We start from the raw sequence: 23,925 nt of genomic DNA, 5'->3' as shown, positions 1-23,925 counted from the left end.
TTTCGGAAAACGTCGGGGACGTCAGTTCGACTTCGTCGCCGGTGCTGCTGCGGGCTGCGCGGCCGCCTGCGGCGCGCGGCCGACGACGACGGTCAGAAGCCCCTGGCCCCAGAGGCGCTTGGCGGCTGCCTTGGCGTCGTCCAGGGTGACCGCATCGACGATGGCGTTGCGCTTCTCGATATAGTCGATCGGGAGCTTGTCCTGCTGATATTGCAGCAGCGCCTGCGCGAGCTTGGAGGACGTATCCAGCGCCAGCATCTGCGAGCCCTTGAGGTAGGACTTGGCCTCGTCGAGCTCCTTTTGCGTCGGGCCCTCCTCGGCGATGCGGCGCACTTCCTTGTCGATGGCGTCGATGGTGTCGCCGGCGCGGTCGGCGCGGGTGCCGGTGTTGCCGATGAAGACCGCCGAATGCTCCATCCAGAGCAGCGATTCGAACACGGAATAAGCCAGCCCGCGCTTCTCGCGGACCTCGCGATAGAGCCGCGAGGACAGTCCGCCGCCGCCCAGGATGTGGTTGACGACATAGGCCGCCATGAAGTTCGGATCGCTGCGCTTCACGCCGGGCCCGCCGAAGGTGATCACGGTCTGCGGCACGTCGAGCTGCACGAAGGCGCGCTGCGGTGGCTTTGCAGCCTCGACGTCGGCGACCGGCGTGAGCTTGGCCTTGGCGGGCAGGGCGCCAAACGTGTGATCGAGCAGCTTGCCGAGGGTCGCCGGATCGACGTCGCCGACGACCGCGATCTTCAGCCCGTCCTTTGCGAGCACGCGGCCGACATAGTCCTTCATGTCGGCGACCGTGATGGTCGGCACGCTGTCGAGGTTGCCGTTGGTCTGCCGGCCATAGGGATGATCGCCGAAGGCGACCTCCAGGAATTTGCGGCTCGCCAGCGAGGTCGGGTTGGTGGTCTCGCGGCGCAGGCCCGAGATGACCTGCGAGCGGATGCGTTCGACGTCGGCGGTGTCGAAATGCGGCGAGGTCAACGCGCTCCTGAGCAGGTCGAAGGCTTCGTCCTTGTTGTCGCGCAGCATCCGCAGGCTGCCGCGGAACGTATCGCGCGTGGCGCTGAAGGAGAGCTCGATGGCACGGCGGTCGAGCCGCTCATGGAAGGTCTTGGAGTCGAGATCGCCGGAGCCTTCGTCGAGGAGATCGCCGACCAGATTGGCGACGCCGGCCTTGTCCTTGGGATCCTGCGCCGCGCCGCCGGCAAAGGAATACTCCATGGCGATCAGCGGCACGGTCGCGTCCTGTACGAACCAGGCTTCGATGCCGCCCGGCGAGGTCAGGTGCTGGATCTTTGCCGCGGCTTGCGACGGCGAGCTCGTCGCCAGCGCGAGTGCCGCGCCGGTGACAAGGGAGAATGCAACGCGTCGAAGGAAAGGATAGGTCACGAACGCTTCTCCTCGCGCTTGGCGGTGCTGGTGGTGTCCTTGATCAGATAGCCCGTCACCGAGCGCTTCTTCTCGAGCCATTTCTGCGCAGCCGTGCGAACCTGCTCGGCGGTCACCGCGCGGATGCGGTCGGGCCAGCTTCGGATGTCCTCGATCGACAGGCCCGTGGTCAGCGCGCCGCCATACCAGCGCGCCAGCACTGCCTGGTTGTCCTGGGCGTAGATCGCCTCGGCAATGAGCTGGGTCTTGACCCGCTCGAGGTCCTCGGCGCGGATCGGGTTCTGGGCGATGTCGGCGATCACGCCGTCGACCACTTGCTCGACATCGGCAAAGCTGACGCCCGGCTTCGGCGCGGCCGAGATCGCGAACTGGGTCGGATCGAGCGAGATGCTCGAATAACTGGCGCTGGCGGAGACCGCGAGCGGCTTGTCGACCACGAGCGCGCGGTAGAGATAGGAATTGCTGCCGCTGCCCATCAGCTGCGCCAGCACGTCGAGGGCCGCGCTTTCACCGGCCGCGGCGGTCGTCGCCGAGGGCACGAGGTAGTAGCGGCGCAGGCTCGGTTGCTCGACGCGCGGATCGGCCAGCGTGACGGTGCGCGGTGCCGCCGGCTCCGGCTCCTGCGGGCGGACGCGGCGCGCCGGGATCGCGGGCTGGGCCGGAATGGAGCCGAAATTGCGCTCGACCAGCGGGCGGATGTCGGCGGCTTCGACGTCGCCGGCGATCACCAGGATCGCGTTGTTCGGCGCGTAGAAGCGGCGGTAGAAGGCGAGCGCATCCTCGCGATCGAGCTTCTCGATCTCCTGGTGCCAGCCGATCACCGGCCGGCCGTAGGGATGATTGAGATAGAGCGCGGCCATGATCTGCTCGTTGAGCCGCGCGTCCGGATTGTTGGCGACGCGCATGTTGTACTCCTCGAGCACGACGTCGCGCTCGGGCAGCACGTTCTCGTCCTTGAGGATCAGGCCGGTCATGCGATCGGCCTCGAATTCCATCATGGTCGGCAGCTGCTCTTTCGGCACGCGCTGGTAGTAGTTGGTGTAGTCGACCGAGGTCGAGGCATTCTCGTTGCCGCCGACGCGGAGCACGGTCTGGGAGAATTCGCCGACGGGATGCTTCGAAGTGCCCTTGAACATCAGGTGCTCGAGGAAGTGCGCGAGCCCGGACTTGCCCGGCGTCTCGTCGGCCGAGCCGACCTTGTACCAGATCATCTCCGTGACCACGGGCGTGCGGTGGTCCGGGATCACCACGACCTGCATGCCGTTGGCGAGCGTGAAGCTGGCGGGCGGAGCCGATGTCACCGACGTCTGGGCGAGGGCGGCGCCGGCTGAGAGGACACTCGTCGAAAGCAGCGCGGCAAGGAGGCAGGCGGCCGATCGGTAGGAGGACATCATAATCCTTATGAAAAAGGCCGAGGTCCGGATGTCCGGCTCGGAGGCACGGCATGCTACACCGTGCGGCTGAGGCTTCGCCTCACGAAGCAGAGAACTCAGCTCGAAGGCAAGTTACTGATAAGCAATTTGCAGGTCGTGTCCGGCGTGCATAAACCGCCGGCGCCAGGTGCGCGCCTGTCAGGATGTCGCGGTGGGACAGGAACGCTATTGTTCCTTGTCCTTGCCCGACATGATGTCGAAATAGGTCCGGCGCGACTTGTCCGGCCCGGCGCCATAGGCGTAGTTCGGGGACGGCGTCTGGTAGCCCGGCGGCGGCTCGACCAGCGACGAGCGCGGCGGCTCGGTGGTGAATTGCTTCTCTTCGGAGCTATTGCCGCCCTTCATCATGTTCCACAGGCCGCCGGAGAAACCGAGCTGGGCGGGGCTGAGCGACGGGTTGGCGTTGGTGCCCGGCTGAATCGGATCATTGCTGGTGCGCTCGGGTGCGGCGACCTGGCCGGCCTTCATCTCGGCGGGCGTCAGCGGTTGGGCGGCCTGCCAGTTCTCCGTCGCCTTGGTGGCCTTCTTGCGCGCGGCGATGGCTTCCTTGCGGCGCTTCTCCTCGGGGTCCTTGGGCCAGTTCGGCGCGGCCTTGGCCTGGGTCGCGGGAGGCGGCAGGTCGAGCTTGGGCGGCACCACCAGCGGCGAGCGCTCGCGGTATTCGATGCCGGGCTTTTCCATGCTTTTGGCGCCGATGCCGGACATCAGATTGTCGATGATCTTCTCTTCGAAGGTCATCCCGTCATCTTCATCGTCGTCACCGGCGCGGGCCGCGCCTGCCGACATGATGAGGCCGACGCCGAGCGCGACAGCGGATAATTTCAACGCCCGCCAGACCCCCGATTTGGGGTCTCGAACCATCGAACCGCTGGTCTTCGAGCTGCGCATCGCTGTACCTGTTCCATATTGTGGCAGACTGCCGCTTGCGCGCGGCCAAACCCTCGCAAAAGCAGGGTTCCACCTGCCGGTCCGTATCGGCCGGGATCAGGGCGCTTTTGCGGCGGGTACCCCCAGGAAGGAATCATACAATAGCGCCGCCACCCCAGCAACGATCGCCACGTCCGCGAGGTTAAACACGTACCAATTATAGGTATTTCCGCCGATCTCGATATGGAACAGGGCGAAATCGACCACCGCGCCGTAGGCGAAGCGGTCGATGCCGTTGCCGATCGCGCCGCCGATGATCAGGCCCAGCGCGACGGTCGCAAGCCAGGTGTGCGAGCGCGCCATCCAGATCGCCAGCGCGACCACGGCGACGGCCTTGACCGCCATCAGCGCGATCTGTGCCGCCTGGCTGTCGTTCTGGAGCCAGCCGAAGCTGATGCCGATATTCCAGGCCAGCACCAGGTCGAAGAACGGCATCACCTTCACCACGCCGCGGCGGGCGAGGTCGAACACGTTCAGCAGCCAGAGCTTTGAGGCCTGGTCGGCCACCACCGTGACCACGGCCGCGAGGATGCCGGCGCGAAGCGGGGTCATGGCCGTCCGATCAGACGCTCACGCCCAACGCCTTCCATTCGCGCAGCGCCTTGGCGTCGCGCGGGGTGACGTCGGGGTATTCAGGGTCTTCGCCCACCATGGGCGAGATCTTCCAGGAGCGGGCGCATTTGGTGCCGACCGCCTTCTCGACGACGACTGCGACGCCGGGCACGGCATCGAGACGGAACGCATTGGCCGGCGCCTCGCCCTCACGCACCTCGTAGTTCGAGGTGATGCAGACCTCGGCGAGATCGGTGTCGAACAGGGTCATCAGCATATCCCGATCGGCCACGTAGATCACCGGCGAGGCCTCCAGCGACGAGCCGATGTTCTTGGCAGCGCGTTCGAGCTCGAGCGCACCGGTGACGACGCGGCGGACGTTGCGGATCGTCTCCCACTTCGCGGCGAGCTTGTCGTCGCGGAGCTGCTCGATGCCTTCGGGAAACAGGGTCAAATGGACGGACGGCTGCGCCTTCGGCCGGAACATCCGCCAGGCTTCCTCGGTCGTGAAGCTCAGGATCGGCGCCAGCCATTTCAGGAGGGCATCGCACAACAGGTCGATCGTGGTGAGCGCGGCCTTGCGCGCCGGCGAGGACGGCGGGTCGCAATACAGCGTGTCCTTGCGGATATCGAAGTAGAACGCCGACAGCTCGGAGTTCATGAAGGCCGAGAGGCTTGCGACGACGGTCTTGTAGTCGAAGGCGGCATAGGCCTTGCGAACGGTTTCGGCATGGCCGGCCAGTTCGTGCAGCATCAGCCGCTCGAGCTCGGGCATCTCGGCGTACGCAACCTTCTCGCTCGGCTTGAAGTGATGCAGCGTGCCAAGCATCCAGCGGATCGAGTTGCGCAGCTTGCGATAGGTCTCGATGGTGTTCTTCAGGATCTCCGGGCCGATGCGCTGGTCGTCGGCATAGTCGGTGGCGCAGACCCACAAGCGCAGGATGTCCGCGCCCGAATCCTTGATCACCTTCTGCGGCTCGACGGTGTTGCCGAGCGACTTCGACATCTTGCGGCCGTTCTCGTCGAGCGTGAAGCCGTGGGTCAGCACGATATCGTAGGGCGCGCGGCCCCGCGTGCCCGCGCTTTCCAGCAGCGAGGAATGGAACCAGCCGCGATGCTGGTCGCTGCCTTCGAGATACATCACGGTGTCGTTGCCGCCGTCGATCTTGCGGACGATGTTGCCGAGCTGCGGGAAGTTCTGCCGGTCCTCGAGCACGAAGGCGTGCGTGGAGCCGGAGTCGAACCAGACGTCGCAGATGTCGTCGACCTTCTTCCAGTCTTCACTCGCGCGAGAGCCGAGGAAGCGCTCGCGGGCGCCGTCCATGTACCAGGCGTCGGCGCCTTCTTCCATGAAGGCTTCGCTGATGCGCTGGTTGACGATCTCGTCCTGCAGGATCTCGGCCGAGCCGTCGCTCTTCTCGCGCACGAACACGGCGATCGGCACGCCCCAGGCGCGCTGGCGCGAGATCACCCAGTCCGGGCGGTTGGCGATCATCCCGTTGATGCGGTTCTCGCCCGACGGCGGCACCCATTGCGTGACCGAGATCGCATGCAGCGCGCGGGCGCGCAGCGTGTCGCCCTTCTTCGCATGGCCATCCTCGCTGATGTCCTTGTCCATCGCGATGAACCATTGCGGCGTGTTGCGGAAGATCACCGGCTTCTTCGAGCGCCACGAATGCGGATATTGGTGCTTGAGACGGCCGCGCGCGAGCAGCTTGCCGCCCTCGATCAGCGCCTTGATCACGGCCTCGTTGGCATCGCCCTTTTCGCCCTTGTCGTTGAGCACGCGCTTGCCGGTGAAGCCGGGCGCCTGTGCGGTGTAGGCGCCGTTCTCGTCGACGGTATAGGGGATCGCGGTCGGGATGCCGCGCGCGTCAAGCTCGCGCGCATTCACCATCCAGACATCGAAGTCCTCGCGGCCATGGCCGGGGGCGGTGTGCACGAAGCCGGTGCCGGTGTCGTCGGTGACATGGTCGCCGGCGAGCAGCGGCACGATGAACTCGTAACCGCCATCGAGGCCGCGCAAGGGATGGGCGCATTCGACGGCATCCAGCGTGTCGCCGGGAATGTCGCGCACTTTCTCATAGGACGTGACGCGCGCCTGCTTGAACACCTCTGCGGCCACCGCATCGGCCAGGATCAGGAGGTCGCCGGTCTTGGCCCAATTGTCGCTGGGCGCGTCCGTCACCTTGTAGAGGCCGTAGGCGATCTTCGGCGAGAACGAGATGGCGCGGTTGCCGGGCAGCGTCCAGGGCGTGGTGGTCCAGATCACGACGCTTGCGAAGGCGAGCGCGCCATGAGCCGGCGAGGTGACCGGGAATTTCACCCACACCATGTCGGAGGTGTAGTCCTCGTACTCGACCTCGGCTTCCGCCAGCGCGGTCTTCTCGACCACGCTCCACATCACCGGCTTGGAGCCGCGATACAGCGTGCCGTTGGCCGCGAACTTCATCAGCTCGCGCGCGATCTGCGCTTCGGCGGGGTAGGTCATCGTCTGATAGGGATGGTCCCAATCGCCGATGATACCGAGCCGCTTGAATTCCTCGCGCTGCACGTCGATCCAGTGGCTCGCATAGGCGCGGCACTCTTTACGGAACGCCACCATCGCGGCGGAGTCGCGGAAATCGGGCTTCTGCTTGCCCTTCTTGCGGTAGTTCTCCTCCTCGATCTTCCATTCGATCGGCAGGCCGTGGCAGTCCCAGCCGGGCACGTAGTTGGAGTCGAAGCCGAGCATCTGCTGGCTCTTGGTCACGACATCCTTGAGGATCTTGTTCAGCGCGTGCCCGATATGGATGTTGCCGTTGGCGTAGGGCGGGCCGTCATGCAGCACGAATTTGGCGCGGCCCTCGGCCTCCTGGCGCAGCTTGTCGTAGAGGCCGATGTCGTTCCAGTATTTCAGCAGTTCCGGCTCGCGCTGCGGCAGGCCGGCGCGCATCGGGAATTCGGTCTGCGGCAAATAAAGGGTCTTGGAATAGTCTTTGGCGTCGGACTTTTGCGGCTTTTCGGACATGGGGCTGACTGGCTCGGAAGGGCGCGGGAACGGATGGCGATGCGGAATCGCGGGGTGAAACGACAAAATCCCGGTCTTGCGCCGAGCCTTTAGGCTCAGGCGGAAGCCGGGCCGCTAATCCCTATGATGCGCCGCGCAAACATGGGCACTCCATAGCAGGGGGCCAAGGGAAGCGCAAAAGGTTCGGCGGGCCGGATTTGGGCCTTAATCGATCACGCCAAGCCGCGGAAAAGCGTCCGGGGCGGCGGCCAGCATGGCGCGGGCGCGGGCGGAATCGTCGTCCATCTGGCGGATCAGGGCATCCAGGCTGTCGAATTTCAGCTCCTCGCGGATGAAACCGATGAAGGCGCAGTCGAGCGCCTGCCCGTAGAGGTCGCCTTTGAAGTCGAACAGGAAGATTTCCAGCAGCGGGGCGCCGTTGTCGAAAGTCGGGCGGCGGCCAAAGCTTGCCACCCCGTCCAGCCGCTCGGTGCCACGGCCGACCCGCACGGCGTAGATGCCGTGCTTGAGGCCGCAATTGCCATCGAGGCGGATGTTGGCGGTGGGATAGCCGAGGTCGCGGCCACGCTTCTCGCCGTGAATCACCTCGCCGGTGACGAACCACGGCGCGCCCAGCATGGTGGTGGCTTCGTCGAGCTGCCCCTCCGCGAGCGCGATCCGGATGGCGCTGGAGGAGACCGGCCGCTCGTCGATGTCGACATGCGGCTGCACGTCGACCTCGATGCCGAGCCGGGGCGCCTCATGCGTCAGGAGGCTCGGCGAGCCGACGCGGCCCTTGCCGAAATGAAAGTCGTAGCCGACCGCAATTCCGCTGACGCCGAGGCGCCCGATCAGGTCATGGTGAATGAAATCTTGCGCGCTGGTTCCGGCCCTGGCCTTGTCGAAGGTCATGACCACGGCGCCGGCCAGCCCGGTGCCGGCCAAAAGCCGCAGCTTGGCCCGCTCGTCCGTCAGGCGGAATTGCGGGGTGTTCGGGCTGAAAAACCGGCGCGGATGCGGCTCGAAGGTCAATGCCAGCGCAGGGCGGCCATGCGTCCGGCCCATTTCCAGGGCCGCTGCGATCACCGCGCGATGGCCGAGGTGAACGCCGTCGAAATTGCCCATGGCGACCACGGCGCCCCTCAAAATCGCGGAATCCGGCGTGGAGTCGCGGATAACGGTAAAATGCGGGACCATCAGGGGAATTCTCGAAGCGGCAGGACCGGTCCGGACCGTGGCTTGACCGGCCGGATGAAGTCAAGCGGCAGGGGGGCGGCCGCATTGAACATGATTTCAGTCCTTCGGAGGCGCGCCCAGTTAACGCGCTGTTTAACGCCTTGGTGCTAGTCCTTGAAATGTGGAACAGCGGGGCTGAGGTCCGGCTGGTCCGATCGTAATATTTCCTGGGTTTGCGTTGGGGGAGTCGAGATGGCGGTTGATTTGTCGATGTCGGTTCTGGTGGTTGATGACTACAGCACCATGATCCGTATCATCAGGAATCTCCTGAAGCAGCTTGGCTTCGAGAATATCGATGATGCAAGCGACGGTTCGGCGGCGCTGAACAAGATGCGTGGCAAGAAGTACGGGCTGGTGATTTCCGATTGGAACATGGAGCCGATGACGGGTTACGACCTGCTGCGCGAAGTGCGCGCGGATCCGAACCTCGCCACCACGCCCTTCATCATGATCACCGCGGAATCGAAGACCGAGAACGTGATCGCGGCCAAGAAGGCCGGCGTGAACAACTACATCGTCAAGCCGTTCAACGCGGCGACGCTGAAGACCAAGATCGAAGCGGTCTTCCCGGACATGGCGAGCGCGTAAGCGCGCTCTTCGCCGGATCAACAATCTTCCATTGGGAACGTCATGCCCGGGCTTGTCCCGGGCATCCGCGTTTGTGGATCTGCGAAGGAACTCGCGGGCGGCTAGCTCATGGGCGAGCGGGAGCGACACTGTCCTTCGGACGGCTAAAGCCCGGCCATGACGGCTGTTGGGTCTCAGCAATTGGTCTAAGCCCGCAGCACCTGCGCGAGCCGCGCCATCACCACTTCAATTCGCGCATCAGCGCCTTCGGCGGGTGACCGAACAATTCCATCACGGAATTGGGGTCGAGCTGGTCGAGCCCCTCGAACTCCTCGGCATGGATGCCGCGGGTGACGAACAGGCAGTCGATGCCGAATTCGCGCGCGCCGGTGAGGTCGGTGCGGACGGAATCGCCGATCGCCAGCACCTTCCTGCGGTCGATCTGATGGCCTTGACGCTCGCCGGCGAGCGCCATCGCGCGCTCGTAGATCGGGCGATGCGGCTTGCCGTAGAAGATCACCTCGCCGCCGAGTTCGCGATAGAGTTCCGCGATCGCGCCGGCGCAATAGATCAGCCGGTCGCCGCGCTCCACCACGATGTCAGGGTTGGCGCAGACCAGCGTCAGCTTGCGCTCGCGCGCCTTCAGCATCATGCCGCGATAGTCTTCCGCCGTCTCGGTCTCGTCGTCATAGAGGCCGGTGCAGACAATGTAGTCGGCCTCTTCCAGCGGCGCGGTCGTCGCATCGAGGCCGCGATAGATCGAGTTGTCGCGCTCGGGGCCGAGCCAGAACATCTTGCTTCCGGGATGCTCGGCGACATAGAGCCGCGTCAAATCGCCCGACGAGACGATCGCGTCATAAGTTTCGTCGGCCACACCGAGCTTGCGCAACTGCCGCTGCACGGAGTCCGCCGGGCGCGGCGCATTGGTGATCAGGATCACCGTACCGCCACGGCTGCGATAGGTGTGCAGCGCCTCGCAGGCCTCGGGGAAGGATTCCAGGCCATTGTGAACCACGCCCCAGATGTCGCTGAGCACGACGTCGACGCCGCCCACGAGTTCGCGCAGGCTTTCGGCGAAATGCAGTGTTGTCATGATGCGTGCGGCCGATCAGATGCGGCGCGCGAGCGCCGCGTTGCCGGTGGTGCGCTGGGGCGGAGGCGCTGAAGACGGCGCGCCAGATGTCGTACCTTGGCTGGGGGAAGCGGAGCCATTGGATCCCTGAATATCCTGCGCCTGGTTCGGCGAGGCCCCGCCGGTAGCAGATGCTCCATCCGGCCGCAATGGCCGGGGCGGCGCGAACAGGAACCCCTGGCCGAACCGTACGTCGTAGTCGAGCAGGTCGACCACCGCGCGCTCGCCCTCGATCCGCTCGGCGATCAGGTCGATGCCGAAGCGGCCGAGCAGGTCGGAGAGGTCGGAGGGGTGGATGTCCGAGGTCGAGGCCTGCCGGGGGTCGAGCAGCAGCGAGGCCGGCACCTTGATGAAGCGCACGCCGCGATCGGCGAGCTCGCGCGGCTCGATCCTGAGGTCCGTGACATGGTCGATCGAGAAGCGGAAACCGCGTTGGGCCAGCGCGGCGAGATTCTCGGTCTCGGCCGGGCCGAGATTGCGGAAGGTCGACTGCTTGAACTCCAGCACCAGCGATGGCGCCAGCGCCCGGTTGGCTTCGAGGAAGTCGAGGCACTGCGCGAAGCTCGTGGAATTGCCGAGCGTGGAGGCCGCGACGTTGCAGAACACGCCGACATCCTTGTTGCGCACCATCAGGCGGCGCAGCACCTGCACGCAGCGCAGCATCACCATGTTGTCGATGCGTCCGATCAGACCCGAGGCTTCGGCGATGCTGATGAACTCCTCGGCGGCGATCAGCTGGTCGCGCTCGTCGCGCAGGCGCGTCACCGCCTCGTAGAACCGCACCTTGCGCTGCGGCAGCGTCACCATCGGCTGGAGGAAGATGTCGATGCGGTTCTCGTCGATGGCGTTGCGCAGCGTTGCCAGCAACTGGGTCTGGTTGCGGCCATTGGCGGCCGTGGTCTGGAGCGCCGGTGCGGGCCGCGGCTGCGCTGCGGGGGCCGGGGGCGCTGCGGGGAGCGGCGGCGCAACCGGCCGCTCCTCGACCGTCGCCATCAGGTCGAGCGGTGCCATCGGTTCGGGCGCGGCGACCGGAGCGGGGGAGGGTGTCGGCGAAGCCCCAGCCAGGAGGTCTTCATGGGTCGAGACGGTGCTGGCCAGCTGCCTGACCAGCCCGCCGAGCTCGTTGATCTCGCCGACCACGGACTGGATGCGGTCGGAGTTGGTCGAATTCGACGAGGCGATGCGCCCCTCGATCGCAGCCAACCGGCGGCCGAACTCGGCGACCTGGCGGGCGAGGTCGGCGGTGCCGCGCGAGAGGTCGGCGATCTGGCCGCCGACGTCGCTGCGGTCGCGCAGCCGCATCGACACCGCGTTGTAGAGGATCAGGAAGGTCAGCGCGGTCAGCGCCACGATGGCGGATTCGGTTCCGCTGATGCCGGCGACCGAGTAGAGCACAAGCCCGAGCGAGGCCGCGACCAGAACCATGCAGATGGCGATGAAGATCGTCGAAATGCGAATCATGCCGCGCGTTACGCCTCAAAGAGCTGACTGCCTCACCCCGGGAAAACACGGGTCAGTGTGCGAACCCGTCACGCCTCATGCTCCCCCAAAGCAAAACGAGCTTAACACCATTGTTGATTCGAGGGGATAGCGGCCTCCGTGCGGCTCAGGTCAGGCCGGCGCGGCGAAAGCCTTCGAGGTAGTGCTCGCGGTCGGCGTCGAGCTTGATCGGCATGACCTCGGCGATCCAGGCCAGCGACACGTTCGGCTGCGCGCGATGGAGCTCCTTCAGGGCCGCGCGGGCGATCTCGGTTTGCCCGGCCATCGCGGCGGCTGCGGTCAGCACCCGATGTCCGCCGACGAAGTCGCTGCGCTGGCGCAGCGCCTCCTGTGCGAGCCGGATGGCTTCCTCGTAGTCGCTGCCCAGGAAGCGGGCGAAGGCGGCGATGCCGAAATAGACCGGCGCATAGGGGTCGCGCGGGCTGAGGCGGATTGCCCGGCGCGCGGCCTCGTCGGCGTCCCGCCAGCGGCCGCAATAGCTCAGCGCCAGGCCATAATAGCCCTGTGCCAGCGCAAAATTCGGATTGAGCCGGAGCGCGGTCTCGAATTCGGCGAGCGAGTCGTCGAACCGCCGCGCGAACAGGTCGACATGGCCGAGCGCATTATGCGCCCAGGCATCCTCGTCGTCGGCGCGGATCGCGGCCCGCGCCGCGCGCTCGGCGGCCGAGATGGCGGTGGCCATCTCCATCCAGCCCATATGCGCCGTGAACATGTAGCTGGTGCCGAGCAGGCCGAGTGCCTTGCCATAGTTCGGGTCGAGCGCGATGGCCTTCTCGAGCAGGGCCTGCGCCACGACATGATCCTGCCGCGTCACACGCCAGTAATGCGACAGCGCACGCATCAGCAGATCCCAGGCGTCCATGCTGTCCGGCGGCTTCTGCTGGGCGCGAAAGCTTTCGGCGGCGTAGAGCTGCGGCTCGATCGCGGCGACGATCGCTTCCGTGATCCCGTCCTGCACGGCGAAGACGTCGGCGAGCTCGCGGTCGTAGCGTTCGGCCCACAGATGGCTGCCGGTGGCGACGTCGTTGAGCTGCGCGGTGATGCGGACGCGGCCACCGTCCTTGCGGACGCTGCCCTCGACGACATAGCGCACGCCGAGCTCCTCGGCGATCTGCCGCAGGTGAACCGTGCGGCCCTTGTAGATGAAGGAGGAGTTGCGCGCGATGACGAAGAACCAGCGCAGCTTCGACAGCGCGGTGATGATGTCCTCGCTGATGCCGTCGGAAAAATAGTCCTGCTCGGCCTCGCCGCTCATATTGGTGAAGGGCAGGACCGCGATCGCGGGACGGTCGGGCAGCGGCAAGCCTGCCGGTGCCGGGGCGGCGCGCCGGATCGCCGCAGCCGGCGTTGCCGCCTCGGAGAATTCGGTCGTCTCGCCGACGAACCGCACGCCCTTGCGCGCGATGGTGCGGATCAGCCGCTGCTCCTCGCCATTGTCGCCAACCGCGCGCCGCGCGGCGTTGATCCGGCTGGTCAGCGTCGATTCCGAGACGACGCGGCCGTTCCAGATCGCATCGAGCAGATTGTCCCGCGTCACCACGCGCTCGCGGTTGCGGATGAGGTAGATCAGGAGATCGAACACCTGGGGCTCGAGCGCGATGAGCGTCTCCGCCCGCCGCAATTCGCGGCGCTCGGGGTCAAGCACGAAATCCTCGAACTGAAACGCCACGCCGCCCCTCGGTTACCGTTCGGAAATCAAGGTGCTCTCAGCGTAAAATAACGTCGCTCTCAAGGCCAGCGCAGCGGATGCGCCCTATCGTCCCGGCGTTTTCAACCGCAGGAGATTGCCATGTCGACATCCGCCGCGCTCAAGCCAGCCTCCGCCCAACCCGATCTTGCCGCCGTCAAGCAGCGCCAGCACGGCGCCTGGTCGTCCGGCGACTATGCGATCGTCGGCACCACCTTGCAGATCGTCGGCGAACAGCTCTGTGAGGCCCTGGATTTGCGCGCCGGCAGCAAGGTGCTGGACGTCGCCGCCGGCAACGGCAATGCGACCCTGGCCGCGGCACGGCGCTGGTGTGACGTCACATCCACCGATTACGTGCCGGCACTGCTCAAGCGCGGACAGGAGCGGGCGGCGGCGGACCACCTGACGGTCGAATTTCGCGAGGCGGACGCCGAAGCGCTGCCGTTTGCCGATGCGAGCTACGACGTCGTGCTCTCGACCTTCGGCGTGATGTTCACGCCGGACCAGGACAAGGCGGCCTCCGAGCTGGCACGGGTCTGCAAGTCCGGCGGCAAGATCGGCCTCGCCAACTGGACGCCGCAGGGTTTTATCGGCCAGCTCTTCAAGACCATCGGCAAGCATTTGCCGCCGCCGGCCGGCGTGAAATCACCCGCGCTGTGGGGCACGCAGGCACGGCTCGAGGAGATGTTCGGAGGCCAGGCTTCGGAGATCGTTGCCGAACCGCGCATGTTCGTGTTCCGCTATCGCTCGCCGGAGCACTGGCTCGACGTCTTCAAGTCCTATTACGGGCCGATGCTGAAGGCGTTCGCCGCGCTCGACGAGAGCGGCCAGGCGGCGCTGCGCCGTGATCTCATGACGCTGCTCGGCGAGTTCAACCATGCCGACGACGGCACGGTCGTCGTGCACAGCGAATATCTGGAGGCGGTGATCAGCAAGCGCTGATCCTCGTCGTGATGCGGTCAGGCCGGCGTTCGGCCTGACCGCCGTCCATCAAGATGGCGCGGCGGCGCCGACCGTGTCGGCCGAGACGGCCTCGCGGCTGCCGAGCGGCTTGGGCGGTCCGGTGGTCGTGTCGCGCAGGGTCTGCCGCTCGATTTCCGAGTTCAGCTCGGCTCCGAACATGATGACGATGGCGGACATCCACATCCACATCATCAGGCCGATCGCCGCACCGAGCGAGCCATAGGTCGCGTTGTAATTGGCGAAGGCCGAGAGATACCAGGACAACAGCGCCGAGCCGGCAATCCAGAGGATGGCGGCCGCCACCGCGCCGAGGCTCAGCCATTGCCAGCGCGGCGCATCGCGGCTGGGAGCGAAGCGGTAGAGGACCGCGAGCGCCGCGAGCAGGATCAGGAACAGGAGCGGCCATCGCGCCAGCGCCACGATCAACTTGCTCTCGGGCGCCATGCCGAGATGATCGAGCGCGAGCGGGAAGGCGACCACGGTGCCCACCATCAACAACAGCGCCGCGATGCCGCCGACCGTGAAGGCCAGCGACACCAGGTTCAGCTTGATGAAGCTGCGCTTCTCGCGCTCCTCATAGGCGACGTTGAGGGCGTCGAAGATGGATTTCACGCCGGCATTGGCGCTCCAGATCGCGAGCAGGAGGCCGGACAGGAAGGCGACACCGAGGGTCGCATTGCCGTTCGACACCACGCGCGCGACCTGGTCCTCGACGATCTGGAACGAGCCCTCGGGCAGCATCGTCGCCAGCGTCTGGAGGTTGGAGCTGATCGTCGAGGGATCGGCGAACAATCCGTAAGACGAGACCAGCGCGGTCACGGCGGGAAAGATCGCGAGCAGCCCGAAGAAGACGACGCCGCCCGCGGTCGCGAGCAGGCGATCGTCGTCGATGCGCTGATAGGTGCGCCAGAAGATATCCTTCCAGCCCGCCCAGGGAATTGTGAACGGGCTCTTTGCCCGGCGGCCATGGCCTGGCTGCACGGCTGCGCCCGCCGGGCTCGTCTCCGGTGAACTTGCTTCATTGTTGCGATGGTCTTGCGGAGGCCCCGGCCGAATGACGCCGGACTCCTGGAAGTAGCGTTCCGCAGTCAGCACGAAGACGGCCGTGGCGGCGACCAGCACCCAACTGTCGAGCTGCTCGGTGGACCGCGCACGCATTTCAGGCGTCCAATCGGTGGCCGTGCCGTCGCCGGCGCGCGGCGGTGAAGCCCAGCAGCCCGACTGCTGCGAGCATCAGGCCAAGTTGCACGGGCCGGTGAGTCCGCACCGACGGGGCGTTGCCGCCACGGCTGCGTTCGCCCGGTGCGAGCGGCACCAGCGGAATCGTCGTCGCGACCTCCTTCACGGCCTGCTTGACCGTTCCGCGCGGGATCCGCGGCGTGGCGATCGCAACGCGCATCCGGCTGGCAAGCGGCACGATCGGCTTGTCCCGACGCTTCATCTGGGCCAGAGCCAAGCCGGCGCAGCACGCGGCCAGCACCAGGAGCACGGCCGCGACGGCACCGAAGCCCCAGAATTGTCCGTAAGCGATCGCGACCCAACGATACAGGGCCATCAGGCCGACAAAGAAGGTGGCGATCAGGAACAACCCGGCGACTGCGAACAGTCCCGCGGCGACCGCATAGGACGTCATGCGTCCCGTGGCCTGATTGCTGCGGTCGCGCAGATAGGATCCGGCGGCGCGTTTGAGATGGTTGAGTTTGAGCGCCATGCCGGCGCGCAGCAATTCACCCGATGGCGCGAGCATGCGGGCATCCTCCGAGAGCGAGAAAATTCGTCGGGGGATGAACGTGGCGGAATTTGACTTGTTCCGCGCGGAGCGGGGTGCCGTGACGGATCAGCCGAGATCGGCAGCCGCGATCCAGAACACCTCGCCCTCGGACTCCTCGGTGTCCAGCCAGAGCAGCGGCAGTTCCGGGAAGGCCTCGTCGACCAGTTCGCGGCCGCGGCCGATCTCGCAGATCAGCCCGCCATCCGCCGTCAGGTGGTCGGGCGCCTCGCGCAGGATGCGGCGCACCACATCGAGGCCGTCGGCGCCGCCGTCGAAGGCAAGCTTCGGCTCGGCGCGGCACTCCGGCGGCAGCGCCGCCATACCGTCCGCATCGACGTAAGGCGGGTTGGTGATGATCAAATCGTATTTGTTGTCGCCAAGCGGAGCGAACAGATCGCCCCGGTGCAGCGCGATCCGTTCATCGAGCCCGTGCTCGGTGACATTGCGCGTGGCGACTTCCAACGCGCCCTTGGAGATATCGACGGCGTCGATCACAGCGTTCGGGAAATGATGCGCGGCGAGGATCGCCAGGCACCCCGAGCCCGTGCAGAGATCGAGCACGCGCTCGACGGCCGTGGGGTCGTCGATCAGCGAGCCGACCTCGCCGTCGCCGCCGAAATGCGAGTCCAGCAGCTCGCCGATGAAGGAGCGCGGAACGATGACGCGCTCGTCGACATAGAAGGGCAGGCCGCGCATGTAGATCTTGTTGACGAGATAGGCGGCCGGTTTGCGCGTGGTGACGCGCTGATGGATGAGGTCGAGGATGGTCTTGCCTTCCGCCGTGGTGACGCAGGCATGGGCAAAGATCTCGAACTGGTCGGGATGCAGATGCAGGGTTTCGCAGACCAGGAACACGGCTTCGGCGACGGGATCGGTCGTGCCATGGGCGAAGGCGAGCTTCGCCTCACTGAAGCGGCTCACCGCATAGCGGACGAAATCGATCAGCGTGAGCAGTTCGCCGCGGCCGACCTTCGCGAGCTTTGGCGCGGCGCGGCCACGCACGGTCTTCTTGGATGCTCTTGCCATCAGGATCGGGTCCAGCGTGCGGTGGCCTCGTCGTCACGGGCGTGGGCCTCGACCCAGCCGGTGCCGGCGGCGCTCTCTTCCTTTTTCCAGAACGGCGCGTTGGTCTTGAGATAATCCATCAGGAACTCGGCGGCCTGGAACGCCGCCTGGCGGTGCTGCGAGGCCGTCAGCACCAGCACGATGTTCTGCCCCGGCATGAACCGCCCCACACGGTGGATGATGGTGACGCCGTTCAGCGGCCAGCGCGATACAGCTTCGTCGGCATGGCGCTTGATCTCCTCTTCCGCCATGCCGGGATAATGCTCAAGCGTGAGCGCGGCGATCTTGGCGCTATCCTCGTCGCCGCGGCAGATGCCGGAAAAGCTCACGACGGCGCCGATGTCGGTGCGGCTCGCGGTCAGGACCGCGATCTCGCGCGCGATGTCGAAATCGTCTTCCTGGATGCGGATGGTGACGGGGCAGGTGGTGACAGGGGAGGTCATGGCCTAGCCGCCGGTCATCGGCGGGAAGAACGCGATCTCGCGGGCGCCCGCGATCACCGCGTCCGGTTTGACGTGGGCATGGTCGATCGCGGTGCGGATCACCTTCGGTTTCTCGAAGGCGTAGGCATAGGCCTCGCTCTGGCCGGACAGCCAGGCGATCAGCTCCTCGACGGTGCGTACGGTCGCGGGCGGCTCGATGGTCTCCTCGGCCTTGCCGACGCGCTCGCGCACCCAGGCGAAGTACTTCACCTTCATCCCTCATCCTCCTTGATGAGGTGATGGATGCCGGCGCGGAAATAGTCGTAGCCGGTGTACATGGTCAGGATGGCCGAGGCCCACAGCAGCGCCAGTCCGATCATCGAGACCAAGGGCAGCACCTCATCGCCGGCCGGGCCAGCCAGCAGGAAGCCGATGGCGATGAGCTGAACGGTCGTCTTCCACTTGGCAAGCTTGGTCACGGGCACGCTTACCCGCAACGCCGCGAGATATTCGCGCAGGCCCGAGACCAGGATCTCGCGGCACAGGATCACGATGGCGGCCCACAGCGACCAGCCGTGGATGATGCCGTCGGCGGCCAGCATCAGCAGGCACGAGGCGACCAGCAGCTTGTCGGCGATCGGATCGAGCATCCGGCCGAATGCCGATTGCTGATTCCAGATCCGCGCGTAATAGCCGTCGAGGTAGTCGGTGACCGCGGCCGCGATGAAAATGGCGACCGCGACCCAGCGCAGCCACAGCGGGCCGTCCATGATCGACTGGGCATAGATGCACCCGACCACGACCGGGATCGCGGCGATCCGGCCATAGGTCAGGATGTTCGGGAGGGACATCGCGCGGCTGGTCGTCCCTCGTGTCGTGGCGATGTTCATCCGTCCTACCAATACCGCTGGTGCCCTAAGGTCAACCGTCCCATCCCCACACATGGGGTGCGGGAGACGACGACCATATGACCCCGCCCCCTTTAGTTCATCCCGGTTGGGGATGGAAATACTCGAAAATCCTGCGGGCGCTCTCCGCACTTACCCCCGGAACCTTGCCGAGATCGGCGATCGAGGCCCGCTCGATCTCCTTCAGGGTTCCGAAATGATGCAGCAAGGCACGTTTGCGTGACGGGCCGATGCCCGGAATCTCCTGCAAACCGGCCTCGCGGATGTCCTTCTTGCGCAGCTTGCGGTGCGAGCCGATGACGAAGCGGTGGGCCTCGTCGCGCAGGCGCTGGATGAAATAGAGCACCGGATCGCGCGGCTCCAGCTTGATCGCCTCGCGCTCCGGCATGAACAGGGTTTCGCGGCCGGCATCCCGGTCCGGTCCCTTGGCGACCGACATCAGCGACACCTGGGTCAGGCCGAGATTGGTAAAGATCTCCCTGACGGCGTTGAGCTGGCCGCGGCCGCCGTCGATGATCACGAGGTCCGGCCATTGCGGGAAGTCGTCCTCCCTGGCCTTGGCCGCACTCTCCTCCGGCGGATTGATCAGGCGCTTGAAGCGGCGCTCCAGCACCTCGCGCATCATGCCGTAATCGTCGCCCGGGGTCAGCCCTTCCGACTTGATGTTGAACTTGCGGTACTGGTTCTTCACGAAGCCATCGGGGCCGGCGACGATCATGGCGCCGACCGCGTTGGTGCCCTGGATATGGCTATTGTCGTAGACCTCGATGCGCTTGGGCGCGTGGGGCAGGGCCAGCGTCGTCGCCATGGCGTCGAGCAGGCGGCTCTGGGTCGCGGTGTCCGCGAGCTTGCGGCCGAGCGCTTCGCGCGCATTGGTCAGCGCGTGGGCGACCAGCTCCTTCTTCTCGCCGCGCTTGGGCGCCGTGACCTCGATCTTGTGGCCGGCCTTGATCGACAGCGCATTGGCGAGCAGCTCGCTCTCCTCGATCTCGTGCGAGAGCAGGATGTTCTTCGGCGGAGGCTTGTCGTCGTAGAACTGGGCGAGGAAGGACCCCAGCACTTCCTCCGGCGTAAACGTCTTCTCCGCGCGCGGGAAATAGGCGCGGTTGCCCCAGTTCTGTCCGGTGCGGAAGAAGAACACTTCGACGCAGGAGAAGCCGCCCTCCTGATGGATGGCGAACACGTCGGCTTCTTCCACCGTGCGTGGATTGATGCCCTGCTGCGACTGGATCGCCGACAACGCGGCAAGGCGGTCGCGGTAGAGCGCCGCGCGCTCGAATTCGAGCTCGCCGGACGCCTTCTCCATCTCGCCGGCAAGCTCCTGCTTCACAGCATGGCTCTTGCCGGAGAGGAAGTCGGTCGCCTCGCGCACCAGCGTCGTATAGCCGGGGAAGTCGATCTCACGGGTGCATGGGCCGGCGCAGCGGCGGATCTGGTAGAGCAGGCAGGGCCGCGAGCGGCTCTCGAAGAAGGAGTCCGTGCAGGAGCGGATCAGGAACGCGCGCTGCAAGGCGGTGATGGTGCGGTTGACGGCGCCGGCGGAGGCGAACGGGCCGAAATAGCGCCCGGGCCGGGTCTGCGCGCCGCGGTGCTTCAGGATCTGCGGCGCCCAATGATCGCCGGTGATCAGGATGTAGGGAAACGACTTGTCGTCGCGGAGCTGCACGTTGAAGCGCGGCCGCAGCTGCTTGATGAGGTTGGCTTCCAGCAGCAGCGCTTCGGTCTCGGTGTTGGTCGAGACGATCTCCACGGTCACCGTGGCGGCGATCATGCGCAGGATGCGCGCCGGCTGCGGCGCGCTCTGGCGCGCATAGTTCGACAGGCGCTTTTTGATGTTCTTGGCCTTGCCGACATAGAGCACGTCGGCATTCGCATTGAGCATGCGATAGACGCCGGGCGAGGTGGGGGCAAGGCGGACCGCGCGCTCGATCGCCTCATGGCCGGTCGCCAGCGGCTCTTCGCCGACCGCGCCGCTCTCCTCCAGGATGTCAGGCAACAGTGCATCATCCTCGTCCTCGCCAGCGGTGGTGGCGGGATCGAGGTCCGGCGGCGCCAGGCTCTCCGGCGGGGCGTCGGTCGCCGTGGCGCGCGGCGGTTTGCGCGCGCGTGCGTCGTCCGGGTTGTCGGTGGAATCGTGAACCATGGTGCGAATTTAGGCGCTGGGAGCGCCGATTTGAAGTTCCGGCCGTGCCGCACACACAGGATGGCGGCGCAGTTCCCGGTAACGCTTGCTTAAGCCTGTTAACAGCGCGGTAACCCGGCTTAACAGGCCTTTAACTTAAAACTCTCGATAAATCTTACGCGAAAAAGTGGTGGTTCCGTAACCATGCGGCTTTGCCTCGCGCGGCTGCGCGGGCATCGCACGCGGTGACGGCAGTTTGCGTTGGAGAGTGGGATGAAGAGGTTCGTCGTGGGCGCAGCCGCGTTGGTTGCAGCCGGCTGGACAGCTTCGGCAGAGGCCGCCGATCTCTATGGTCAGCGGGCGCCCTATACGGTCAATCAGCCGCTCAACGCGTATAGCTGGGCCGGTCCCTATCTCGGCGGCAACATCGGCTACGAATGGGGCTCCGTCAGCAATAGTCCCGTAAAACCCTCCGGCTTCGTCGGCGGTGTGCAGGCCGGCTACAATTTCCAGAACGGGCCGTGGGTGTTCGGCGTCGAGGGCGACATCCAGGCCGCCGGTGCCGACGACACCTTTGCGCCGTGGAAGTTCTCCAATCCCTGGTTCGGCACGCTGCGCGGACGCGCCGGCTATGCCTTCAGCAACGTGCTGTTCTACGGCACCGCCGGCCTCGCCTTCGGCGAGCTGCGCGCTCAGACATTCGGCTGGACGGAGTCGCACACCACCGCTGGCTGGACCATCGGTGCCGGCGCGGAAGTCGGCTTCGCGCCGAACTGGAGCGCCAAGCTCGAATATCTCTACATCGATCTGTCGACGAGCCAGTTTGCAATTACAGGCGTGTCAAACGGCTACAGCGCCAGCGTTGTGCGCGCAGGCGTGAACTATCACTTCTGATAGCTGAAGAAGAAAATACCGGACAACAACCTCCCGGCCGCTCGCGGCCGGGATTTTTTTTCGCCAGGTGTTTTGCGTCGGGCCGGCTAGGCAAGGATGACTAAATTGACCGCCTTCGGTCCCTTGCCCTTCTTGTCGGGCTCGACTTCGAAAGTAATACGCTGTCCTTCGGCAAGATCCTTCAGTCCCGCACGCTCCACAGCAGTAATATGCACGAAGACGTCACGACCACCGTCGTCCGGCTTGATGAATCCATAGCCGCGTTCGCCGTTGAAAAATTTAACCGTTCCCGTCATGGCCATCGGGAAACTCCCCCTCATTGCTCCTCCGTCGCGACGCAGACACACGTCACGACATGACCGGGCCTTACGAAGCCCGGGAGCTGGCCATCCTTGGGCGGACCTTTCGGTCCGTTGGATCTTTCTTAGGGCCTTCACTCCGCCGCAACCATTCGCGGAAGCGGAACGTAAAGCCAGTCACGCAAACAGCATAATACGGTTCTCGGCGGATTGACTACCGCCCCTGCATATTTTTCCCAAGAATGCCGGGGTGTTACAGCCTCGGCACCTCTAATCGGAATCTGGCAGCGCCGCCCTGTCCGAGCGGTATTTCCAGCTCGGGCAGGATCGTCTTGAGCTCGCCCTGCAGCGTGTACGGCGGATTGACGATCAGCAGTCCGGTTGAGGTGAGGGCTGCACCATCGAGTTGCGGCGCCACGCTGAATTCGAGTCGCAGGCATTTTCCCGGTGGTTTTGCTGCAGCTGCGAGCCGTGCGACCGTTTGCACCAGCGTGTCGGTGGCGCGCCGGTTCTTGGCCGGATACCAGATTACATAGATACCGGTCGGCCATTTCGCGAAAGCCGTCGAGAACGCTTCGCCGAGCTTTTCGAACTCATCCTTCGCTTCGAATGGCGGATCGATCAGCACGAGGCCGCGCCGTTCCTTCGGCGGCACGAAGGCCGGCAGCGCCACCCAGCCGTCGAGATCGACCACGCGCGCCTGTTCGTCGCGGCGCAACACGTCGATCAGCGCCTTGCGCGCCTTCGGCTCGAGCTCGCAGGCAACGAGGCGATCCTGCGGCCGCAGCAGGCCGCGCGCGATCAGCGGCGAGCCCGGATAGGCCTTGAGCTCGCCCTTTGGATTGAAGGCGCGGACGATGTCGAGATAAGGCTTGGCCAGCGCCACGCTCTCGTTCGACAGGCGCGCCTGCATCAGCCGCGCAATACCGGTCAGCCATTCGCCGCTACGGCGCGCCTCGTCACTTTCGAGATCGTAGAGACCGGCGCCGGCATGGGTGTCGATGACACGGAATGCCCCCGGCTTGTCCTGGAGGTAGGTAATGATGCGCGCGAGCACGATGTGCTTGATGACATCGGTGAAGCTGCCGGCGTGGAAGGCGTGGCGGTAGTTCATGGGACAGGACTACGTTGTTTTGCGCGATCCTACCCACTTGTCATCGCGAGCGCGGCGAAGCAATCCAGAATCCATCCGCGCCAGCAGTCCGGATTGCTTCGCGGAGCCTGTCATCGGGCTGCGCTTCGCGCGGACCCGATGGCTCGCACTGACGGAAACCTATCCGCCCCTGATCGGCGGCATCGTCACCTGGTCGCGGCGGCAGGCGCGGCGCTCGATCTCCTCGCAGGCCCGGAATTGCAGGTCCTTGCTGAGGCAGATGCGGACCTCGGAGAGCCGGGTCCGGTTGCAGGTGACCGAGATGGCCGCGCTGCTCAGGCCTGCATTGGCTTTGATGAAGGCTTCCTCCACCTCGCCCGGTGCCACGGTCCTGGCCTGCGACAGTTCGAGAAATTCCGCCGGGATCTTGATCGCGGCGCGCGCCTTGCGGATCGTCTCGAAATAATTGCGGCTATCGAGCCCGGAGCAGGTGCCGTGCTTGTCCCACTCGTTGAAGATCAGGCCCGGCGCCGGCATCAGGTCGAGCATCGAGGAGACGATGTTGCGGTTCAGGCGCGGCGACGGCCGCTGGCAATATTCCGGGAAGCCATTTTCATATTGCGGCCACAGCCCGTGCACCACGAACGCGTAGGGCCGCCCGCTGCACTGCATCTGCGAGCGACCGCCGCGCTCGGACGCCTCCTCGCAGAACGAGGGCGACCATGACAGCGACAGCACATAGAAATCGAACTCGCCGGGCGCGTTCTGCCGTTTGTCCTGGGCCTTCGCGCCGCCAGCCAGCGCGGCGGCAAGAACCAGGGGGAGGATCAGTGAGATCACGAGACGGGAGAACGAATGCAATCTAAAATGAAACATGGCGACGCCCCTCAACTAGACTGTGTGACCAGCCTAGCAGGCAGAAAGAACATTTCAAGAACAAAATTCGGACGGCAACCGGTCGCCCTGATCGGTCCGA

The 23,925-nt window shown here is 65.5% G+C and carries 22 protein-coding genes; 3 read left to right on the top strand and 19 right to left on the bottom strand.

Going from position 1 to position 23,925, the window contains the following annotated elements:
* Nucleotides 1–21: 21 nt before the first annotated feature.
* The 6 genes from NLM25_RS39570 to NLM25_RS39545 form a co-directional block, all read right to left on the bottom strand.
* Nucleotides 22–1,389, bottom strand: coding sequence for a pitrilysin family protein (locus NLM25_RS39570; protein ID WP_254123303.1), 1,368 nt, complete (start codon nucleotides 1,387–1,389; stop codon nucleotides 22–24).
* Nucleotides 1,386–2,783, bottom strand: coding sequence for a M16 family metallopeptidase (locus NLM25_RS39565; protein WP_375167867.1), 1,398 nt, complete (start codon nucleotides 2,781–2,783; stop codon nucleotides 1,386–1,388). Before NLM25_RS39565 ends, NLM25_RS39570 begins: the two co-directional genes overlap by 4 nt.
* Before the next feature lie 204 nt (nucleotides 2,784–2,987).
* Nucleotides 2,988–3,710, bottom strand: a complete 723-nt coding sequence (locus tag NLM25_RS39560; protein ID WP_254140493.1) for a hypothetical protein — start codon at nucleotides 3,708–3,710, stop codon at nucleotides 2,988–2,990.
* 96 nt (nucleotides 3,711–3,806) lie between these two features.
* A complete protein-coding gene (gene lspA / locus NLM25_RS39555) occupies nucleotides 3,807–4,301 on the bottom strand; it encodes a signal peptidase II (RefSeq protein WP_254140492.1) in 495 nt (164 codons plus the stop codon).
* Nucleotides 4,302–4,311: 10 nt separating this feature from the next.
* Nucleotides 4,312–7,311 carry an isoleucine--tRNA ligase gene (ileS, locus tag NLM25_RS39550; RefSeq protein ID WP_254140491.1) on the bottom strand — a complete coding sequence of 1,000 codons (3,000 nt, stop codon included), beginning with the start codon at nucleotides 7,309–7,311 and terminating at the stop codon, nucleotides 4,312–4,314.
* A 204-nt stretch (nucleotides 7,312–7,515) separates the two neighbouring features.
* Nucleotides 7,516–8,487: a bifunctional riboflavin kinase/FAD synthetase gene (locus tag NLM25_RS39545; RefSeq protein ID WP_254140490.1), complete on the bottom strand. Its 972-nt coding sequence runs from the start codon at nucleotides 8,485–8,487 to the stop codon at nucleotides 7,516–7,518.
* A 231-nt stretch (nucleotides 8,488–8,718) separates the two neighbouring features.
* Here NLM25_RS39545 and NLM25_RS39540 point away from each other — a divergent pair, with 231 nt between their 5' ends.
* Nucleotides 8,719–9,114, top strand: a complete 396-nt coding sequence (locus NLM25_RS39540; protein WP_007596883.1) for a response regulator — start codon at nucleotides 8,719–8,721, stop codon at nucleotides 9,112–9,114.
* A 217-nt stretch (nucleotides 9,115–9,331) separates the two neighbouring features.
* Here NLM25_RS39540 and NLM25_RS39535 read toward each other — a convergent pair whose 3' ends face one another.
* From NLM25_RS39535 to NLM25_RS39525, 3 genes are all read right to left on the bottom strand, one after another.
* Entirely contained in the window at nucleotides 9,332–10,186 is an 855-nt protein-coding gene (locus tag NLM25_RS39535) for a TIGR01459 family HAD-type hydrolase (protein ID WP_254140489.1), read from the bottom strand.
* 15 nt (nucleotides 10,187–10,201) lie between these two features.
* Nucleotides 10,202–11,686 (bottom strand): EAL domain-containing protein, encoded by a 1,485-nt coding sequence (locus tag NLM25_RS39530; protein WP_254140488.1) that lies wholly within the window; start codon nucleotides 11,684–11,686, stop codon nucleotides 10,202–10,204.
* Nucleotides 11,687–11,831: 145 nt separating this feature from the next.
* Nucleotides 11,832–13,394, bottom strand: coding sequence for a winged helix-turn-helix domain-containing protein (locus tag NLM25_RS39525; protein WP_254140487.1), 1,563 nt, complete (start codon nucleotides 13,392–13,394; stop codon nucleotides 11,832–11,834).
* A gap of 120 nt (nucleotides 13,395–13,514) precedes the next feature.
* Between NLM25_RS39525 and NLM25_RS39520 the strand changes: the two genes are divergently transcribed.
* Nucleotides 13,515–14,354 (top strand): class I SAM-dependent methyltransferase, encoded by an 840-nt coding sequence (locus NLM25_RS39520; RefSeq protein WP_254140486.1) that lies wholly within the window; start codon nucleotides 13,515–13,517, stop codon nucleotides 14,352–14,354.
* A gap of 48 nt (nucleotides 14,355–14,402) precedes the next feature.
* Here the strand turns inward: NLM25_RS39520 and NLM25_RS39515 are convergent, their stop codons facing one another.
* From NLM25_RS39515 to uvrC, 7 genes are all read right to left on the bottom strand, one after another.
* Nucleotides 14,403–15,533, bottom strand: a complete 1,131-nt coding sequence (locus tag NLM25_RS39515) for a YihY/virulence factor BrkB family protein (protein ID WP_254140485.1) — start codon at nucleotides 15,531–15,533, stop codon at nucleotides 14,403–14,405.
* A gap of 1 nt (nucleotide 15,534) precedes the next feature.
* Nucleotides 15,535–16,122, bottom strand: coding sequence for a phage holin family protein (locus NLM25_RS39510; RefSeq protein WP_254140484.1), 588 nt, complete (start codon nucleotides 16,120–16,122; stop codon nucleotides 15,535–15,537).
* 90 nt (nucleotides 16,123–16,212) lie between these two features.
* The gene (gene prmB, locus NLM25_RS39505; protein ID WP_254140483.1) at nucleotides 16,213–17,172 is read right to left on the bottom strand and encodes a 50S ribosomal protein L3 N(5)-glutamine methyltransferase; all 960 of its coding nucleotides are present in this window, start codon (nucleotides 17,170–17,172) and stop codon (nucleotides 16,213–16,215) included.
* On the bottom strand, nucleotides 17,172–17,654 hold the full coding sequence (locus tag NLM25_RS39500; RefSeq protein ID WP_254140482.1) for a molybdenum cofactor biosynthesis protein MoaE: 483 nt from the start codon (nucleotides 17,652–17,654) through the stop codon (nucleotides 17,172–17,174). Before NLM25_RS39500 ends, prmB begins: the two co-directional genes overlap by 1 nt.
* A gap of 3 nt (nucleotides 17,655–17,657) precedes the next feature.
* A complete protein-coding gene (moaD, locus tag NLM25_RS39495) occupies nucleotides 17,658–17,909 on the bottom strand; it encodes a molybdopterin converting factor subunit 1 (RefSeq protein WP_254123289.1) in 252 nt (83 codons plus the stop codon).
* A complete protein-coding gene (pgsA, locus tag NLM25_RS39490) occupies nucleotides 17,906–18,523 on the bottom strand; it encodes a CDP-diacylglycerol--glycerol-3-phosphate 3-phosphatidyltransferase (RefSeq protein ID WP_254140481.1) in 618 nt (205 codons plus the stop codon). The genes moaD and pgsA overlap by 4 nt, the downstream gene beginning before the upstream one ends.
* A 97-nt stretch (nucleotides 18,524–18,620) precedes the next feature.
* The gene (gene uvrC / locus NLM25_RS39485; protein WP_254140480.1) at nucleotides 18,621–20,684 is read right to left on the bottom strand and encodes an excinuclease ABC subunit UvrC; all 2,064 of its coding nucleotides are present in this window, start codon (nucleotides 20,682–20,684) and stop codon (nucleotides 18,621–18,623) included.
* Nucleotides 20,685–20,936: 252 nt separating this feature from the next.
* On the opposite strand from uvrC, the gene NLM25_RS39480 reads away from it, so the two are divergent.
* The gene (locus NLM25_RS39480) at nucleotides 20,937–21,557 is read left to right on the top strand and encodes an outer membrane protein (RefSeq protein ID WP_254140479.1); all 621 of its coding nucleotides are present in this window, start codon (nucleotides 20,937–20,939) and stop codon (nucleotides 21,555–21,557) included.
* Nucleotides 21,558–21,643: 86 nt separating this feature from the next.
* On the opposite strand, the gene NLM25_RS39475 is transcribed toward NLM25_RS39480, so the two are convergent.
* The 3 genes from NLM25_RS39475 to NLM25_RS39465 all read right to left on the bottom strand — a co-directional run bounded on the left by NLM25_RS39475 (nucleotide 21,644) and on the right by NLM25_RS39465 (nucleotide 23,825).
* A complete protein-coding gene (locus tag NLM25_RS39475; protein ID WP_028176631.1) occupies nucleotides 21,644–21,859 on the bottom strand; it encodes a cold-shock protein in 216 nt (71 codons plus the stop codon).
* 250 nt (nucleotides 21,860–22,109) lie between these two features.
* Nucleotides 22,110–22,970: a 23S rRNA (adenine(2030)-N(6))-methyltransferase RlmJ gene (locus tag NLM25_RS39470; protein WP_254140478.1), complete on the bottom strand. Its 861-nt coding sequence runs from the start codon at nucleotides 22,968–22,970 to the stop codon at nucleotides 22,110–22,112.
* Between the two features lie 159 nt (nucleotides 22,971–23,129).
* Nucleotides 23,130–23,825 (bottom strand): ribonuclease T2, encoded by a 696-nt coding sequence (locus NLM25_RS39465; RefSeq protein WP_254140477.1) that lies wholly within the window; start codon nucleotides 23,823–23,825, stop codon nucleotides 23,130–23,132.
* Between the last annotated feature and the right edge of the window lie 100 nt (nucleotides 23,826–23,925).

Origin of the sequence: Bradyrhizobium sp. CCGB01, from assembly GCF_024199795.1 — a bacterium.
In the GTDB taxonomy this organism is placed as follows: domain Bacteria; phylum Pseudomonadota; class Alphaproteobacteria; order Rhizobiales; family Xanthobacteraceae; genus Bradyrhizobium.
The sequence above is the reverse complement of the archived record's forward strand: the minus strand, read 5'-3'. Positions and strand labels throughout refer to the sequence as shown.